The following is a 17,581-nucleotide window of genomic DNA, read 5'->3' on the forward strand; positions in this document are numbered from 1 at the left end:
AAATTTTGTCAGATTTTATAATAAGATAAAAGTCGAAAGCGTTTTTTTCCTGACTAAGCGCTTCAATCAGCTTGAAAAAAGAAACCACTGAAATCAATAGACGTCACCTCTGTTGACAGTGTGTTTCAGAAACATGGGCTGGCTTCTCCTTTGAAAATCACAATATTTTGCAACAGAGTTTTCACCATGCTGCATTAGGCTCGCAGCGTAGAATCGCCGTAACAACAGGAAATGCACGATGAGCAATAGCTATATTGACGCCCTCAAAAAACGCCGCACGCAATATGCACTTGGTAAAAACCTCCCAATATCCAAGGATGCCGTTGCAGAACTGATCCGCGAAGCAGTCAAAAACTCCCCATCTTCCTTTAACTCGCAGAGTTCACGCGCTGTTATCCTGTTTGGTGCTGAAAGTGACAAGCTTTGGAACATTGCAAAAGAAGAACTTCGCAAAATCGTTCCTGCTGATGCATTTGCTCAGACGGAAGCCAAGCTGGACAGCTTTGCGGCAGGTGCAGGTACTGTTCTGTTCTATGAAGATCAGGACGTTGTGAAAGGTCTTCAGGAACAGTTTGCACTTTATGCAGATAACTTCCCTGTCTGGTCGGAACAAGCTGGCGGCATGGCCCAGCTTTCGGTCTGGTCAGCACTTGCCAATGAAAATATCGGTGCCAGCCTTCAGCACTACAATCCATTGATCGATGCTGAAGTTGCCAAGACCTGGGGCGTGCCATCGTCCTGGAAGCTGCGCGCCCAGATGCCCTTCGGATCGAATGAACAGCCATTTGGTGACAAAGAGTTCATGGACGACGCTCAGCGTTTTAAAGTCTTTGGATAATCCATTGCAAATCAATATGAAAAGCGGCCAGGATTTCTGGCCGCTTTTTTATTTGTAGCTAAATCTCTCTCACTATTGTGCCCCCTGCAAAATCAGAATCTATTATGATTGCGCTCATGAGAGTCGGCGTCCAGAAAAACGCACTCGAAACGCAATAAATATCGATGATCACAGGCTTGCAAAACCTGTGATCTCCAGAGGGAAGAAGCATGAAGATTACCGCTACAACACGCCTGACATGTTTAACTATTCCTGCTGCACTCGCATTGGCCCTGTGTCTTTCGGCATCACCTAAAGCCGTGGAAGCTGCAACACCGGCTGACACACTGGTGATCGCGATGAGCATTGATGACATTATTTCGCTCGATCCGGCAGAGATTTTTGAAATCACCACATCGGAAATGCTGACCAGCACTTATGAGCGACTGGTCACGACCGATATAAAAGACCCAACAAAGATTATCCCGCAAATCGCCGAAAGCTGGACATTTTCAGACGATGGCAAATCGATCACATTCAAAATCCGTGACGGTTTGAAATTTGCATCGGGCAATCCGATTACAGCCCAGGATGCCGCCTATTCCATTCAGCGTGCGATCAAGCTCGATAAAAGCCCTGCATTCATTCTGAGCCAGTTTGGAATTACACCCGATAATGTCGAGCAAAATGCTGTAGCCCTTGACGATAAAACATTTGTTTTCACGACCGGCAAGCCGTTTGCACCAAGCTTTGTCATGAACTGCCTGACATCCAGTGTTGCATCTATCGTTGACAGCAAGCTGGTCAAGGAACACGAGCAGAAAACGGAAAAAACCGATACCTATCCATATGAAACTGACTTTGGCTATGAATGGCTGAAAAACAATTATGCAGGGTCCGGCCCGTTCGCACTCAAGCAATGGCGTGCCAATGAAGTGTTGTTGCTTGAACGCAATGATAATTATTCCGACCCCAAGCCTGCGATGAAGCGTGTGATTTATCGTCATGTGAAGGAAGGCATGTCGCAACGGCTTTTGCTTGAAGCGGGCGACATTGATATCGCACGCAATCTGGAACCCGGTGACATTGAACAACTGGCAAAAGACAGCAAATTCAGCGTTATCAATGCTCCCAAGGGGCGTGTCTATTATCTGTCGATGAACCAGAATGTGCCAGAACTGGCAAAGCCGGAAGTGCGTCAGGCGCTGAAATATCTCATTGATTATGACACGATTGAAAACACCCTGATCAAGGGAATTGGCCGTAAACACCAGTCATTCCTGCCCGTTGGCATGTTTGGTGCCACAGATGACAAGCCATTCGACTACAATGTTGAAAAAGCCAAGGAACTGCTTGAAAAAGCAGGATTAAAGGACGGTATCAGTGTCACACTCGACGTCCGCAACAATCAGCCTTATGTCGGTATTGCTGAAAGCATTCAGCAGACAATGGCCAAGGCTGGTGTCAACATTGAAATTTTACAGGGCGACGGCAAATTGACAACCACGAAAGTGCGTGCACGCAAGCATCAGCTTGCTCTGGGCATCTGGGGTCCGGACTATTGGGATCCGCACACAAATGCCGTTACTTTCACCAATAATCCAAACAATGGTGATGAAGTTAATCTGCGCACAACCGCCTGGCAGGCTTCTTGGGATATCCCCGAGCTGACCGCCGAGACTATGGCAGCGGCCGAAGAGCGCGACACCATCAAGCGCGAGGCCATGTATAAGGATATTCAGAAGAAGTTTCAGGAGACAAGCCCGATTGCTGTTATCTTTCAGCAAATCGAAACAGCTGTAACCGGTGCCAATGTGCACAACTTCGACATGGTGGCAGATGCAAACTACATTGCCACAGTAACAAAGGACTAAAAATAATGGCCGGGTAATTTACAACCCGGCCATTTTCATTTCTCAAAACTGAACGAAGGTAGTTGCTCTAGTGCCGCCTTCAAGGCTTCAGACCAGCTTTCTGAGACTGTTTGATAATAGGGATCACTCGCTTCAAAACGCTTGTGTTCCCCCAGTTCAAAACTGTCTGCCGCATAGACCTGCATGTCGAGCGGCAAGCCAACAGACAGGTTTGCTTTCAGCGTTGAATCAAATGATACCAGCAGCAATTTCACGGCATCCTCAAAGCTCATATCCGGTTGATAAGCACGCACCAGAATTGGTTTTCCATATTTGTTTTCACCAATCTGGAAGAAGGGCGTATCTTCAGAACTTTCGATAAAATTTCCTTCCGGATAAATATAGAATAAGCGCGGCTGACCGCCTTTGATCTGCCCGCCAAGCACAAATGAAGCTCCAAAAGCATCGGCATTCTGGCCACCGGTTGCAGAGCTGCTTATTACTTCCTTGACTGTATCGCCAATCAGACGTGCGGCCTGAAACATCGAAGGGGCTTCAAATAAGGATGGATGACGGTCTTCCGGCGCTTTCATCCGCTCTTCAAGCAAGCTTGCAACCGCTTGCGTTGTCGCAAGATTGCCTGCCGACAAAAGGACCATCACCCGCTCACCGGGCTTTGTCCATGTCCGCATTTTTGAGAACTTGGAAATATTATCGAGGCCAGCATTCGTCCGTGTATCCGACATGAATACAAGGCCGCGATCAATTTTCATTCCAACGCAATAGGTCATCAATAGTTTCCGGCAGGCAAATCTTAAGTTGAAATAATCACTGCCCTACATTGATGTGGACCGCAAGACTTTCCACCGCTCCTCCAAGCCTTACACCGGATATCGGTGCTGCATCGCGATAATCCAAACCCGTCGCAAGTCGAACATAGCGATCATTGGGACAGACATTGTTGGCCGCATCAAACCCCACCCAGCCCAGACCATCGATATGCGCTTCGACCCAGGCGTGACTTGCGGTTTGCTCGTCTGTGTCTTCCATAAGCAGATAGCCAGAAACATAACGCGCCGGGATTTTCAATAACCGCGCCGCAGACAGAAAGATATGGCTATGATCCTGACAAACACCCTTTCCTGCCTCCAGTGCGCTTTCAGCATTGGTAGCAACACTGGTCGTACCGGGCATATATTCCACCGCCATATGAACCCTGTTCATCAGATCATGCAGCAATGCCAGCCGTTCTTGACCCGTGCCCAGATCATGTGTGAGTTCACGAATACGTTCTCCCGGCTGTGTCAATCGCGTTTCGCGCTCAAAAAGCCATAATGGAGCATATCCATAGACTGGCCCGAGAACACCAACACGATCTTCCACATCGACACGACCACTCGCAGTTATGATAATTTCGGTGATATTGCGGGCATGTTGAACAAGATCGGTTTTATTGCCAAAACCGTCAATATAGGAGACCTCCGGTTCTCCGCCTTCAATCTTCAATTCCCAATGTTTAACGAGTTGGCCGGGAAGAGTCGGTGGCCGCAGACGCAGACGCTGCACGGCATAAGGAACCGGGTTTCCATAACTATAATGGGAAACGTGCCGAATATTGAGCAACAAGCAATCACCTCAATAGAAATTATAGGTTTCCGCGATCTCGTTGCCGAGCCGGTTGTTACGCGCAATGAACTCCGTCAGAAATTCATGCAGACCAATATCAAAAATAGCGCTGATATCCTGATTTTGCAGTGTCGCATAAATCTGTCTGGCCGTTTCATGACAGATATCGCTATCGCCATAATCCTTGGCAAGAAAGCTCAAATGCCCATTGATGCTCTGGTAGCAATGGTGGAGCGAGCGCGGCATACGTCCATTCAGAATGAGATAATCTGCAACATGCGCCGGACGATAATCCCCATCATAGACCCACCGATAGGATCGATGTGCTGACACAGACCGCAGGATAGACTCCCATTGATAATTGTCGAGGGTCGTACCAACATAGGACACCGCAGGTAATAACACGTAATATTTCACATCAAGAATACGGGCCGTATTATCGGCACGTTCAATAAATGTGCCAAGGCCTGCAAAATCAAAAATCTCATTGCGCAGCATCGTTCCATGAAACGCGCCGCGAATAAGAGCCGTTTCCCGCTTGATCTGGTCAAGCAGCGGAGGCAAGTCAGCCTCTTTCAACGGTTTGTATAATGATTTTTTCAAAACCATCCACGCTTCGTTGATACTTTCCCATGCCTCGCGCGTCAGCGCGGTTCGCACCATACGCCCGTTGGAGCGTGCTGTTTCCATACACGCCATAACACTGGATGGATTATCCATATCGCGCAGCAGAAAATCAGCAACATTTGCTGCCTTATAAGCCTGATATTTCGCTGAGAATGACTGACTTGCGCCAGCCGATACCACGACCGAAGACCATTCTTCCGGTGCATCAGATGTTTTTGTAAGCGCCATACGCAGTCCCGCATCAACCAGACGTGCCATGTTTTCAGCACGCTCGATATAGCGAAACATCCAGTAAAGCCCGTTTGCCGTACGGCCAAGAAGCATAAATTTATTCCCCTTTGCACGCTCTGATCTTTACGCCAGCTGATGCGTGATATTTTACCTTAATCGTCGAGTACCCAGGTATCTTTCGTGCCGCCGCCCTGACTGGAATTTACAACCAGTGAGCCTTCTTTCAAAGCCACGCGCGTCAATCCGCCCGGTGTGATCCGAATACGATCAGAGACCAGAACAAATGGCCTGAGATCGACATGACGTGGCGCAAGACCGCTTTCTGTGAAAATCGGAGTTGTGGAAAGTGCAAGCGTTGGCTGCGCAATATAGTTGCGCGGGCGCGCTTTCAACTTTTCAGCAAAGACATCACGCTCGGCTTTGGTTGCTGCCGGCCCAACCAGCATTCCATAACCACCCGATCCATGGACTTCCTTGACAACAAGATCGCCCAGATTATCAAGTACATAAGCAAGACTGTCAGGTTCCGAACAACGCCATGTCGGTACATTTTCAAGAATCGCTTTACGCCCGGTATAGAACTCAACAATCTCGGGCATGTAGGAGTATATCGCCTTATCGTCAGCTATACCTGTTCCCGGTGCATTGGCGATCGTAATATTACCGGCACGATAGACATCCATAATACCCGGAACGCCTAGGGTTGAATCGGGTCTGAATGTCAGCGGATCAAGAAAATCATCATCAACCCGGCGATAAAGCACATCAATCCTGCGATAGCCCTTGGTTGTGCGCATGGCAACACGACCATCAACAACACGAAGATCACTGCCTTCCACCAATTCGACGCCCATCTGATCGGCAAGGAAAGCATGTTCAAAATAGGCAGAATTATAAATACCCGGCGTCAGGACAGCGACAGTCGGCACGCCTTGCGTTCCGGGCGGCGCAACACTTGAAAGAGACTGACGCAATAATTGCGGATAATTTTCAACGGGCCGAACCTTGACGTTCTGAAACAGCTCTGGAAAAAGCTGCATCATGGTTTCACGGTTTTCCAGCATATAGGAAACACCGGACGGCGTACGGGCATTGTCTTCAAGTACATAAAACTGATTTTCAGCCGTGCGCACAATATCAACACCAATAATATGCGTATACACATTACCCGGTGGGCGGAAACCGATCATCTCCGGCAGAAACGCCTCATTATTGGTGATCAGCTCTTTTGGAATGCGCCCTGCCCGCACAATTTCCTGACGATGATAAATATCATCGAGAAAAGCATTCAGCGCCATAACCCGTTGCTCGATGCCCTGCGAAAGCTTCCGCCATTCCTGACCAGATATAATACGCGGGATAATATCAAACGGAATAAGCCGCTCAGCCGCATCTTCATCGCCATAGACTGCAAATGTGATGCCGGTTTTGCGAAAAACGCTCTCGGCATCCTGCGTTTTTTGCAGAAGCTTATGCTGATCCTGCTCGTCGATCCACTGCTTGAGAAATTCATATGGCGGACGAACACCCCCGCCCTTATTAAGCATTTCATCAAATGGCGTCACTGAATTCCCCTTGTTTTTGAGCAATAGTCCGCCTCAAATCAGAGAAATGCAAGTATGCTGATCATGCAAAAGTGCAAAGCAGGGTTGCGCAATTTCGTCGCGACACCATAAAGATTGATTGCGATAATTCGCGCACTTTAGCTGGGCCCACACTTTAGCTGGGCCCCCATACTTTAGGTAGGCCTATGTGCCTTGACCACCGCAGGATCGGTTTCAATACGGCCAGCGCCAATAAGATCAAGGCAATACGGCACCGCAGGAAAAATCGCTTGCAAGGTCATGGCAATGGATACCGGCTTGCCCGGAAGGTTGAGAATAAAGGTCTTTCCGCGACTGCCTGCCGTCTGACGGGAAAGAATGGCAGTGGGAGTCTGCTCAAGACTTGCGCGGCGCATTTGCTCGCCAAAGCCCGGCAATTCCTTGTGAAGAACTGCCTTCATCGCTTCCGGCGTTTCGTCACGTGCACTGGGTCCGGTTCCTCCTGTCGTCAATATAAGATCGCATCCGATGTTATCTGAAAGATCAATCAGCGTATCGCGTACAGGCTCGATACCATCCGGTATCACGCGATAAATAGTTTCATAAGGTGTTATAATCGCAGATTTAAGCCAGTCTTGAATAGCCGGGCCACTCAAATCCTTATACTCACCGTGACTTGCGCGATCTGAAATTGTAACAATGCCAATTTTCACAATAATATCCCTTCCATTGTAAATTTCTCTTCGCTTATATTCATCCTGATCCTAAAGCCAATCGCGGAAAAATTTTCGAGACAAATCCTTGAGATATTTAAATAAATAACTGATTTTATTATCAATACCCGAATTAACTATAAACATAATATTCTGTTTGTTAAACTTTTCGTAAACTTTGGATTCAGCTTTGCACAATAGTCTTTAGCCAGCAATTTGCTTGAGGTGAGCATTGCGCGAGTTTTGGTTGATGGCGTTTTCGAGCTTATATTTAAAGCTCTGATACGCCTGGTTTTGTGTACGGGCATCATGCGTTTTACGATTGTGTCAGCGATTACCCTCGTCTGTACTGCTCTTGCGGGATGTACGTCGAGTACGGGCATAGATAATCTGATGCCGCAACCATCCGCTGACCTTACCGGTTCAGTGGCAAGACCGGTAGAACCGGCTATGAGCGCCGCAAGAACCTTACAATCCTTACCGTCTGAACCGCAGCAAGAAATTCTTGCATGGGCTGGACCAGTGCCGGATGCAGGTCCATTCAAAGCGACACCGCCTGCTCCAGTGGCTCAGAGTTCTGAACAAAGAACTGTCACGCCCGTTTCATTGCCAAAACCCGAAATCAAAGCATATCCACCTGTACGTTTGGCACCCGAACAGCGTCATCGCATTTACAGCCAGCGTTTTCGGGATGCGAAACCAATCAATTTTGGCAAAACCTCTCCACGCCGCCACGCCGTACACGGGGTCGATGTCTCTCGCTGGCAGGGTAATATTGATTGGGCAACTCTGCGCAAAAACGGTGCGAATTTTGCTTATATTAAAGCAACAGACGGCGGCGACCATCTTGATCCAATGTTTCGTAAAAACTGGCGTGATGCAAAAGCTGCCGGTATGAAACGTGGTGCATATCACTTCTTTTACTGGTGCCGCGTAGCAAGCCAGCAAGCCAACTGGTTTATTCGTAATGTCCCGAAGGATCCTGATGCATTACCACCCGTGATCGATGTTGAATGGAACGGGGATTCCTCATGCAAACGCCGTCCGTCTCCGGCACAGGTCCGTGAAAAAATGCAGGTATTCATGGATGCGCTTGAACGCCATTACGGCAAGCGTCCTATCATCTATACCGCACCCGATTTTTATGACGACAATCTCAAAGGTGCGTTCACTGATTATCCGTTCTGGTTGCGTGCAGTCGCACAGCACCCTTCCAAAGTCTATCCCGGGCGCCGCTGGCTATTCTGGCAATATTCAGGATCAGGCCTGTCCCAAGGTGTTGATGGCAAGATTGACCTGAATGTTTTTCATGGAAATGAAGATCAATGGCACAAATTTATACAACGTTATGCCAGTTCGTCTTAATAAAAAAGCTCATCCCTTCAGTGGGATGAGCTTCGTTAGAGCGCGTTTCGATCTGGTTGAACCAGATCGGATCATGCTTTAAAATCAAGATTTTCCGATCTTTTCGAGATCATAGGGCGTGGACTGATACATTTCATTGATCCAGTTGCCGAAAAGCAAATGGGCATGTCCACGCCAGCAATTCTGTGGCTTGCGGCTGGCATCATCATTCGGAAAGTAATTTGCAGGAACTGCTGTATCCGGTAAAAGCTGAATATCCCGAAAATATTCATCAGCCAGTGACGTCGTATCATATTCAACATGGTTGAACATGTGCAAAGAACGATGCTTCGGATCCTCCAGCAAACAGAGGCCACTCTCCGGGCTATCGACAAGAACCTTCAAGCCGCTATCCAGCGGGATATCCTCTTTTCGCACTTCCGTCCAGCGAGATACAGGAATGGCGAAATCATCCGAAAACCCACGCAAATAGGGTGACGATGGTGCAAGATTCTGCTGACTGAACACACCAAATGCCTTGCTCGGCAAGTCATGCTTGTCCATTCCATGAAAATGATGCACGGCAGCCTGGGCAGCCCAGCAAATATTCAGTGTGCGATGAACATGGGTTTGGGTCCAGTCAAAAACCCGCTGCATTTCATCCCAGTAAGTCACTTCCTCAAACGGCATACGCTCAACAGGCGCTCCGGTGATGACAAATCCATCGAAGCGTTCATGACGCACATCTTCCCATGGCCGATAAAAAGACAGCATATGATCAACTGGTGTGTGACGTGCGACGTGATTGGTAATACGAACAAGCGTCAACTCCAGTTGCAACGGGGTCGCGCCAAGCAGCCGTGCAATCTGCGTCTCCGTTGTCACCTTGTTTGGCATCAGGTTAAGAAGACCAATTTTCAGCGGCCTGATATCCTGACGAATAGCATCTGCCTCACGCATGACCATAACGCCCTCCGCTTCGAGAACGCTGGTTGCCGGAAGATCATCAGGAATTTTTATAGGCATATACGTCAGTCCTTCACTTTATCGAGGCAGACGCATATGGCTTCATCCGTATATTTGCCGGTTGGGCCACATCCTTCCTTTGAGGAAGTACCACCTTGCCCGGAAAGGCAGGTTGGCGTTGGGCGTCGCCCCAACTCTTAATGTGCCACCACTTCTAATCAAACAAATGCATGCTGGCAATAGCTATTAAGCAACAGCGAAATTGCTTTCATGGAAATTTATTTCAAACATCTGTTATTCGCAGGGCATATATCCTCATCCAACAAACGAGAAAAGATGTGTTTCTCTTCAATATAATAACAGATAAATCCAGAGGTTTTGGAGCATTGATCTGTTTCAAACAGATCGAAACGCGTGCTAATAGAAAAATACAGGCTTAACAATTTGTTTATAAATATTTAAATTGTGTTAATATATATAAAAAGAGGAGGAATAAATGAGCAATATATTTTTCTGGATAGCGCTGATAATTTTACCAATACTGGCCGGAACAGCTTTTGCTTATATACGCCACATGAATCATCGCGACGATTTTTAGGAGCAGGATCGATTAAAAATCTGAACAAAAGATCATCAAATTCAACTTTAAATATAAAGCGTTAGCACCTCAAACTGACTTATTCAGTTCCAAATGGGTGATAATGAGCTGAATCACGCAATAATTTTACATAGCATGATCCTAATTATTAAGAATTGACTTCATTTTGCTATTGGGTGCGTTACGATTAATTTGGTCGCATTAATTTACAAAATGCAACCATTTTTCGAATTGCGTGACACGTAATCACGCCAAACTCAGGTGTATATCTCCCATGAGCGGACCGGATACCCCCCATATCCTCGTCGTAGGTGCAGGCTTTGGCGGCCTGCAATTAATTCATGATCTAAAAGGTGCAAAGCTCCGCATCACACTTATTGATCAGCGTAATTATCACCTCTTCCAGCCATTATTATATCAGGTCGCCACAACGATTCTTGCCACCTCGGAAATCGCATGGCCAATCCGTCATCTTTTCAAGGACCGTAAAGAAGTCACAACCTTGCTTGGCACCGTAGTCAATGTCGATGCGGCCTCAAAAAAAGTCACACTCGAAGACGGCAGCGAAATTAACTATGACATGCTTGTATTGGCTACAGGTGCCCGTCATGCTTATTTTGGCAATGACCGCTGGGAAAAAGTAGCTCCCGGTCTAAAGGCACTGGAAGACGCCACGACTATTCGCCGCCGTCTGCTTCTCGCATTTGAACGGGCGGAACGTGAAACCGATGCTGCAAAACGGCAAGCATTGCTGACTTTTTCGGTGGTGGGCGGAGGACCAACCGGCGTTGAACTCGCAGGCATTATTGCAGAATTGGCCAAGGATACGATGTGGCCGGAGTTTCGTAATATTGATACACGTCAGGCACGTATTTTGCTGTTGGAAGCTGGTCCGCGCATTTTGACTGCCTTCCCTGAGGGGCTTTCTGACTACGCACAGAAAGCATTGCAGAAAATAGGTGTGGAGGTGCACCTTGGCGTTCCAGTCAAGGAAATCACGGAAGATGGTGTAACGCTTGGCGATGAGTTTATTCCATGCAAAACTACAATCTGGGCCGCAGGTGTTGCAGCCTCCCCTGCCGCGGCATGGCTTGGGGCGGAAAGCGATCGTGCAGGACGAGCCCGTGTTTTGCCGGACCTGAGCATAGCCGGGAATGAAAATGTTTTTGTTATAGGAGACACTGCCTGGGTCGAAGGACCAGACGGCAAACCTGTTCCGGGTATTGCACCAGCTGCAAAGCAACAGGGCGCTTATGTAGCAAAGGTCATTCGCAATCGTGTTTCAGGCGTGGCAGCTCCTGCCCCATTCCGCTATCGCCATCAGGGAAATCTGGCCACAATCGGTCGCGGCGCCGCGGTTGTGGATATGGGCCGCTTCAAGCTCAAAGGTTCCATCGCGTGGTGGGTATGGGGTATCGCTCATATATTCTTCCTGATTGGAACACGCAGTCGGGCCGCTGTCGCATGGAGCTGGCTCTGGACTTTCATATCAGGGCAGCACAGTGCGCGTCTGATAACACAGGGCAAAGAGACAGAAGATAAGAAATAAACAAAACGGCCCGCTTCAAGCGGGCCGTTTTCATTGCCTGAAATTTAAAATTATTCAGCTGGCTGCAAAAAGCCTTCCTCGGCCGGTTCCGGCTCAAGCTCCATCGGCGTACCATTCATCGCTGCATTCAAACGATCAACATCCAGCTCATTTTCCCAACGTGCAACCACGATTGTTGCAACGGCATTGCCAACAAGATTAGTCAAGGCACGACATTCCGACATGAAACGATCAATGCCAAGAATGAGCGCCATACCAGCAACCGGCACGGCAGGAACAACAGACAAGGTGGCTGCGAGCGTGATGAAACCAGCGCCAGTAATGCCTGCCGCACCTTTGGAGCTTAGCATTGCTACAAGCAAAAGCAGTATCTGATCACTCAGGGACAGCGGTATATCAGTAGCTTGCGCAATAAACAGTGCAGCAAGCGTCATATAGATATTGGTCCCGTCAAGATTGAAGGAATAGCCGGTAGGTATAACAAGCCCCACAACAGAACGTTTGCAACCGGCCTTCTCCATCTTATCCATGAGGCTTGGCAACGCAGCTTCCGATGATGATGTGCCAAGGACAAGTAAAAGCTCTTCCTTGATATAGCGGATGAGCGCAATAATAGAAAAGCCATTATATCGGGCAACGGCACCAAGAACGATGACAACAAACAGAATTGCAGTAATGTAAAATGTTGCAATCAGCATTGCCAGATTGGCAATCGAACCAATGCCGTATTTGCCAATAGTAAATGCCATCGCCCCGAAAGCACCAATTGGCGCAGCCTTCATCAGGATCGATACCAGCTTGAAAACAGGCGTAGTCAACATCTGAAGGAATTCAGTGACCGGCTTGCCTTTTTCGCCAATCGTTGCGAGCGATATGCCAAAGAGAACCGAGAAGAACAGGACCTGAAGAATATCACCGGATGCGAAAGCGCCAACAATCGTTGTCGGGATAATGCCAGACAAGAAGCCGGATATCGTCTGCTCATGCGCTTTTTCTGCATAATTGGCGACCGCCTGAGGATCCAGCGAAGCAGGATCAATATGCATACCCGCACCCGGCTGCACAAGATTGGCAATGATCAGACCAATAATGAGTGCAAGCGTGGAGAATGTAAGAAAATAGATCATGGCTTTACCAGCCACACGACCAACTTTCTTCATGTCTGTCATGCCGGCAATGCCAGTCGCAACTGTGAGAAAAATGACAGGCGCAATGATCATCTTTACCAGCTTGATAAATGCATCGCCCAGTGGTTTGAGCTGCGTGCCAAACTCAGGATAAAAATGACCAAGCAGAATGCCTGCTGCGATTGCAAACACAACCTGCACATAAAGCTGCTTATATAATGGAATCGGGCGCTGCGGTTCAACCACAGCACCATTAGGCACAGCAATCATGATGTCCTCCATGCGGCTCTGTTTGGACACTATCCAAACCTCCCGAGCCGTATTACGTCTTCTCTCCAGCGGCTTTCACCACCATTCGAGCCACAGAATGCAAAACCCGTGCCAACTGAAGAACATGGTCGTAACATTATGATTATTAACGATTTTTCTAGACATAAAATATCTGACTGTTGGTTTTGTGCGAAAAACCACACATTTAACTTTTCTATTTGTGCAATTTAATGCACACTACTCTTATGTCTCGCATGCACAAAACTTCAGATGAAATCATCGCTACGCCACCCGCACATCATTGGACATGGTGGATTTTTACCGCGGTCTGCGCTCTCTTATTTGCATTCCTGTTCTGGATAGTCGGTGAAACAGCCCGGGACCGTGCAATTGTAGCGCTGAGCGAGCAGACAAGAATTGATTCAAATCTGAATGCAGCGCTGTTACGTGCGGTTCTCGAAAAACAACGTGCTCTTCCTCTGGTGCTTGCAAGCGACGAAGAGCTTCCAAATGCGCTTGACACAAGAGATACGAAAGCTGTTGATCATCTTAATCGCAAATTTGAGTTCCTGGCGAAAGGCACGCAGGCATCTGTTATCTACCTGATTGGCCTTGATGGCGCAGCGATTGCTGCGAGCAACTGGCGCGAACCGGACAGTTTTGTAGGCAATGATTATACATTCCGCCCCTATTTCAAAGAAGCCCTTGCAAACGGAAGTGCCGAATATTTTGCCCTGGGCAATGTCAGTCGACGTCCCGGCCTTTATATATCGCGGCGTGTGGAAGGACAAAACGGCCCGCTCGGTGTTGTTGTCGTAAAGCTGTCTTTTGATCAGCTTGAAAGCGACTGGCGTGAAACAGGGCGCCCGACTTTTGTCACCGATGATCGGGGTATTGTACTTATCACAAACCCGCCCTCATGGCGCTTTATGACGATTGATGAATTTCCAACCGAACGCATTGAATCTATTCGTCAAAGCCTACAATTCGGCAATGCGCCTCTGAAACCGCTTCCTTTGTCAATCAACAAAATAGCTGGCGGAGATGATGTTTCTCTCGTTAAAGCGCTTCTGCCTGGAACAGCAAAAACAACTGATTTTCTGACAATTCATTCACAGGTCGAAACAACACCCTGGCAATTATACAGCATGGCTCCCATGCGCCCGCAAGTGGAATCTGCTGTGCGTGAGGCACGGTTAATCACCTTTATTATATTTATAGCAATTGCTGCTCTCGCCGGCTTTTTGCTCAATCGCAGACAACGCGTTATTGCCCGCATCGAAGACGCTCACAGAAGACAGGTTGAGCTTGAACACAGGGTTGCCGAGCGCACACGCGATCTCATTTGCGCCCGTGACCGCCTTGAAGCTGAAATCAACGATCACCATAAAACAGAAACAATGCTGCAAGGCGTGCAACAGGATCTCGTCCATGCCAACCGCCTGGCCATTATGGGGCAAGTTGCAGCAGGTGTAGCGCATGAAATCAATCAGCCGGTCGCGACAATCCGCGCATATGCTGACAATACCCGCACATTCATTGACAGAAAACAGCTCCAAGCAGCAACGCAAAACCTGTCTGAAATAGCAGCCCTGACTGAACGTATCGGAACCATTACAGGCGACTTGCGTGCCTTCGCACGAAAAGGTCACAAACCGTCAGAACCGGTGTCGTTAGCACGGGTTATATCCGGTGCAATGGTTCTGTTGCGCACTCGCTTTTCAGGCAATATGGATCAGATCAAACTTCAATTACCTGACCCGGATATACGGATTGCAGGCGATTCAATACGCCTTGAACAAATATTGATAAACCTGTTCCAGAACGCGCTTGAAGCAGTTGCAAGCAAAGGAATTAAAGGAAAAATTGATGTGCGTACAAAATCGCTTTCCAGGAGCGTCGTTCTCATGGTCTGCGATAATGGTGTGGGTATCCCGCAGCAGATTTTGCAAAATCTGTTTACGCCATTCAATACATCGAAAGAAAAAGGGCTGGGGCTGGGGCTGGTTATCGTCAAGGAAATCCTTACCGATTATGGCGGTACAATCTCCGTAAGAAGCAATGATAATGGCACAATATTCCGCATAAAATTCAAGAAGGCATGATGAATATTCCGGTTATACTTGTTGATGATGACGAAGCATTGCGGCGTGCTACCCGGCAGACGCTGGAACTGGCAGGATATGCAGTAACTGACTTTGGAAGTGCCAGCGAAGCACTGAGCTTGATTACATCATCATTTGACGGCGTGGTCATAACTGATGTTCGTATGCCGCAGATTGACGGGCTGCAATTATTTGCCCGTATTCGCCAGATCGACGCCGACCTCCCTGTCATCCTCATCACCGGACATGGTGACATCGCAATGGCGGTACAGGCTATTCAGGATGGCGCTTATGACTTTATTTCAAAACCGTTTGCCACCGAGCAGCTCATTCACAGTGTGCGAAGGGCAGGTGAACGACGAAAGCTTATTCTTGAAAATCGCAGGCTGCGCGAACTGGCCAGTGATGCACAAAATGCAATGCCACTGATCGGCCAGACTGCTGCAATTGAAAACCTCCGCCGCACAATCTGTGATATTGCCGACACAGATGTTGATGTCCTGATTGCCGGAGAAACCGGAAGCGGAAAAGAAGTTGTTGCGCAATTGCTCCACGATTGGGGTCGGCGGCGTAAAGGCAATTTCGTGGCTCTCAATTGTGGTGCCCTGCCTGAAACGGTGATCGAAAGCGAACTTTTCGGCCATGAGGCCGGTGCCTTTACGGGTGCCCAGAAAAAGCGCATCGGGCGCATCGAACACGCAAGCGGCGGCACGCTTTTTCTGGATGAAATCGAAAGCATGCCTGTGGCAACACAGGTAAAACTGCTGCGTGTTCTGGAAATGCGCGAAATTACTCCACTTGGCACGAATGAAGTTCGCCCGATCGATCTTCGAGTGGTGGCAGCAGCCAAAACCGATCTTGGCAACCCGGAACAACGCGGGGACTTCCGTGAAGATCTTTATTATCGATTGAATGTCGTCACGCTGGCCATCCCGCCATTGCGCGAAAGACGGGAAGATATTCCCCTGCTCTTTTCACATTTTCTGACACAGGCTGCACGGCGCTTCAATCGGGAGATTCCCGTATTGGATACAGCAACGCATCGCTATCTGATGGAACATAACTGGCCGGGCAATGTGCGCGAACTCATGCATTTTGCAGAGCGTTTTTCCTTAAGTGTAACAATTCCTGACCGCGCCCCCGTTTCACAGGATCATCAGGGAACATTGCCACAGCGTCTTGAGAAGTTTGAGGCGTCGCTAATTCGCGAAGCACTTGCCGCACATAATGGCAATGTCCAGAATACATTGGAAGCACTCGGCATTCCACGCAAGACTTTCTACGATAAAATGCAACGCCACGGCATCAATCGCGCAGACTACAAAACAGCCTATACCGGAGAAGCAATCAAGTGACCGGTCGCGCTATGCTGCATCACCTCCATCTGTATACCGTAAATTTCCTTCAGCTTTTCTGGAACCATAATCCCTTTCGGAGTTGATTGAGCGATCAATCGACCGCCGTGAAGTGCAAATACGGAATCGCAAAACCGGGCTGCCATATTCACATCATGCAAAACAACGAAAACGCTGAGATTTTTCTCGTGTGAAAGCTTCTGCACAAGAGACAGAACTTCAATCTGGTGCGCTATGTCCAGAGCAGAAGTCGGCTCATCAAGCAACAGGCATTCTGCATCCTGTGCGACAAGCATCGCCAGCCAGACACGCTGGCGCTCGCCGCCAGAAAGCGTGTCCACCATGCGGTTGGCAAAAGGTGCAATTCCAGTCATCTCAATTGCTTCATCCACCTTCTGACGATCAATTGCCCCAAAACGTCCAAGTGCGCCATGCCAGGGGTATCGGCCAAGCGCCACCAGCTCTTTCACCAGCATTCCAGAAGCTTGAGCAGTATATTGTGGCAAATAGGCAAGTTTTCGTGCAAACTCCCTGTCACCCCATTCATTCAGCGGCCTGCCACCAAAACGCACTGTTCCGCTTGTCGCGGGGTGTTGCCGCGCTAGAATTTTAAGAAGCGTAGACTTGCCCGATCCATTATGCCCGATTAGCGCGGTCAAGCTTGCCGAAGGTATAGACATGGTCAGCGGGTGCAACAATGTGCGGCCCGGAACTTTAAAGCTGACATCTTCAAGCTCAAACAATGCGGCAGTCATAAATCTGTTCCGTTCATGATTGGTTTGCTGGTTGATAGCAAAACATGATCAAGATATACATGTTATAATTTCTGTGCTCGACATTTGTCGTGATCAAGTCT

At 48.4% G+C, this 17,581-nt stretch carries 14 protein-coding genes and 1 riboswitch; of the genes, 6 read left to right on the plus strand and 8 right to left on the minus strand.

Annotated features, from left to right (window positions below; all coding sequences use genetic code 11):
- Positions 1–238 precede the first annotated feature (238 nt).
- Positions 239–838, plus strand: a complete 600-nt coding sequence (locus tag FHY56_RS01190) for a nitroreductase family protein (protein ID WP_140903348.1) — start codon at positions 239–241, stop codon at positions 836–838.
- 209 nt (positions 839–1,047) lie between these two features.
- Entirely contained in the window at positions 1,048–2,691 is a 1,644-nt protein-coding gene (locus tag FHY56_RS01195) for an ABC transporter substrate-binding protein (protein WP_140903349.1), read from the plus strand.
- Positions 2,692–2,726: 35 nt separating this feature from the next.
- On the opposite strand, the gene FHY56_RS01200 is transcribed toward FHY56_RS01195, so the two are convergent.
- The 5 genes from FHY56_RS01200 to mog all read right to left on the minus strand — a co-directional run bounded on the left by FHY56_RS01200 (position 2,727) and on the right by mog (position 7,411).
- Positions 2,727–3,461, minus strand: coding sequence for a proteasome-type protease (locus tag FHY56_RS01200; protein ID WP_140903350.1), 735 nt, complete (start codon positions 3,459–3,461; stop codon positions 2,727–2,729).
- Between the two features lie 37 nt (positions 3,462–3,498).
- Complete coding sequence (locus FHY56_RS01205) at positions 3,499–4,296, minus strand: transglutaminase family protein (protein ID WP_140903351.1); 798 nt, start codon at positions 4,294–4,296, stop codon at positions 3,499–3,501.
- A 9-nt stretch (positions 4,297–4,305) separates the two neighbouring features.
- Entirely contained in the window at positions 4,306–5,247 is a 942-nt protein-coding gene (locus FHY56_RS01210; RefSeq protein WP_140903352.1) for an alpha-E domain-containing protein, read from the minus strand.
- Positions 5,248–5,306: 59 nt separating this feature from the next.
- Positions 5,307–6,719 carry a circularly permuted type 2 ATP-grasp protein gene (locus tag FHY56_RS01215; protein WP_140903353.1) on the minus strand — a complete coding sequence of 471 codons (1,413 nt, stop codon included), beginning with the start codon at positions 6,717–6,719 and terminating at the stop codon, positions 5,307–5,309.
- Between the two features lie 173 nt (positions 6,720–6,892).
- Positions 6,893–7,411: a molybdopterin adenylyltransferase gene (gene mog, locus FHY56_RS01220; protein ID WP_140903354.1), complete on the minus strand. Its 519-nt coding sequence runs from the start codon at positions 7,409–7,411 to the stop codon at positions 6,893–6,895.
- Between the two features lie 309 nt (positions 7,412–7,720).
- Here mog and FHY56_RS01225 point away from each other — a divergent pair, with 309 nt between their 5' ends.
- Positions 7,721–8,776 carry a glycoside hydrolase family 25 protein gene (locus FHY56_RS01225; protein WP_140903355.1) on the plus strand — a complete coding sequence of 352 codons (1,056 nt, stop codon included), beginning with the start codon at positions 7,721–7,723 and terminating at the stop codon, positions 8,774–8,776.
- A gap of 84 nt (positions 8,777–8,860) precedes the next feature.
- Here the strand turns inward: FHY56_RS01225 and FHY56_RS01230 are convergent, their stop codons facing one another.
- Positions 8,861–9,781: a homoserine O-succinyltransferase gene (locus FHY56_RS01230; protein WP_140903356.1), complete on the minus strand. Its 921-nt coding sequence runs from the start codon at positions 9,779–9,781 to the stop codon at positions 8,861–8,863.
- A gap of 40 nt (positions 9,782–9,821) precedes the next feature.
- Positions 9,822–9,930: riboswitch (SAM-I-IV-variant riboswitch) on the minus strand.
- 663 nt (positions 9,931–10,593) lie between these two features.
- On the opposite strand from FHY56_RS01230, the gene FHY56_RS01235 reads away from it, so the two are divergent.
- On the plus strand, positions 10,594–11,868 hold the full coding sequence (locus tag FHY56_RS01235) for an NAD(P)/FAD-dependent oxidoreductase (protein ID WP_140903357.1): 1,275 nt from the start codon (positions 10,594–10,596) through the stop codon (positions 11,866–11,868).
- Between the two features lie 50 nt (positions 11,869–11,918).
- On the opposite strand, the gene FHY56_RS01240 is transcribed toward FHY56_RS01235, so the two are convergent.
- Complete coding sequence (locus tag FHY56_RS01240; RefSeq protein WP_168927569.1) at positions 11,919–13,265, minus strand: dicarboxylate/amino acid:cation symporter; 1,347 nt, start codon at positions 13,263–13,265, stop codon at positions 11,919–11,921.
- A 230-nt stretch (positions 13,266–13,495) separates the two neighbouring features.
- Here FHY56_RS01240 and FHY56_RS01245 point away from each other — a divergent pair, with 230 nt between their 5' ends.
- Both FHY56_RS01245 and FHY56_RS01250 read left to right on the plus strand, forming a co-directional pair.
- Entirely contained in the window at positions 13,496–15,370 is a 1,875-nt protein-coding gene (locus FHY56_RS01245; RefSeq protein WP_376890023.1) for a sensor histidine kinase, read from the plus strand.
- Positions 15,367–16,725 (plus strand): sigma-54-dependent transcriptional regulator, encoded by a 1,359-nt coding sequence (locus FHY56_RS01250; RefSeq protein ID WP_193556743.1) that lies wholly within the window; start codon positions 15,367–15,369, stop codon positions 16,723–16,725. Before FHY56_RS01245 ends, FHY56_RS01250 begins: the two co-directional genes overlap by 4 nt.
- Here FHY56_RS01250 and FHY56_RS01255 read toward each other — a convergent pair.
- The gene (locus FHY56_RS01255) at positions 16,701–17,480 is read right to left on the minus strand and encodes an ATP-binding cassette domain-containing protein (RefSeq protein WP_140903359.1); all 780 of its coding nucleotides are present in this window, start codon (positions 17,478–17,480) and stop codon (positions 16,701–16,703) included. The genes FHY56_RS01250 and FHY56_RS01255 overlap by 25 nt on opposite strands.
- Between the last annotated feature and the right edge of the window lie 101 nt (positions 17,481–17,581).

The sequence above is a fragment of the Brucella gallinifaecis genome, from assembly GCF_006476605.1.
In the GTDB taxonomy this organism is placed as follows: domain Bacteria; phylum Pseudomonadota; class Alphaproteobacteria; order Rhizobiales; family Rhizobiaceae; genus Brucella; species Brucella gallinifaecis.

Bases quoted from the DNA above. Each gene is read 5' to 3' on its own strand.
- FHY56_RS01190 (WP_140903348.1), top strand. From the start codon at position 239: ATGAGCAATAGCTATATTGACGCCCTCAAAAAACGCCGCACGCAATAT.
- FHY56_RS01195 (WP_140903349.1), top strand. From the start codon at position 1,048: ATGAAGATTACCGCTACAACACGCCTGACATGTTTAACTATTCCTGCT.
- FHY56_RS01200 (WP_140903350.1), bottom strand. From the start codon at position 3,461: ATGACCTATTGCGTTGGAATGAAAATTGATCGCGGCCTTGTATTCATG.
- FHY56_RS01210 (WP_140903352.1), bottom strand. From the start codon at position 5,247: ATGCTTCTTGGCCGTACGGCAAACGGGCTTTACTGGATGTTTCGCTAT.
- FHY56_RS01225 (WP_140903355.1), top strand. From the start codon at position 7,721: ATGCGTTTTACGATTGTGTCAGCGATTACCCTCGTCTGTACTGCTCTT.
- FHY56_RS01230 (WP_140903356.1), bottom strand. From the start codon at position 9,781: ATGCCTATAAAAATTCCTGATGATCTTCCGGCAACCAGCGTTCTCGAA.
- FHY56_RS01235 (WP_140903357.1), top strand. From the start codon at position 10,594: ATGAGCGGACCGGATACCCCCCATATCCTCGTCGTAGGTGCAGGCTTT.
- FHY56_RS01240 (WP_168927569.1), bottom strand. From the start codon at position 13,265: ATGATTGCTGTGCCTAATGGTGCTGTGGTTGAACCGCAGCGCCCGATT.
- FHY56_RS01245 (WP_376890023.1), top strand. From the start codon at position 13,496: ATGCACACTACTCTTATGTCTCGCATGCACAAAACTTCAGATGAAATC.
- FHY56_RS01250 (WP_193556743.1), top strand. From the start codon at position 15,367: ATGATGAATATTCCGGTTATACTTGTTGATGATGACGAAGCATTGCGG.
- FHY56_RS01255 (WP_140903359.1), bottom strand. From the start codon at position 17,480: ATGACTGCCGCATTGTTTGAGCTTGAAGATGTCAGCTTTAAAGTTCCG.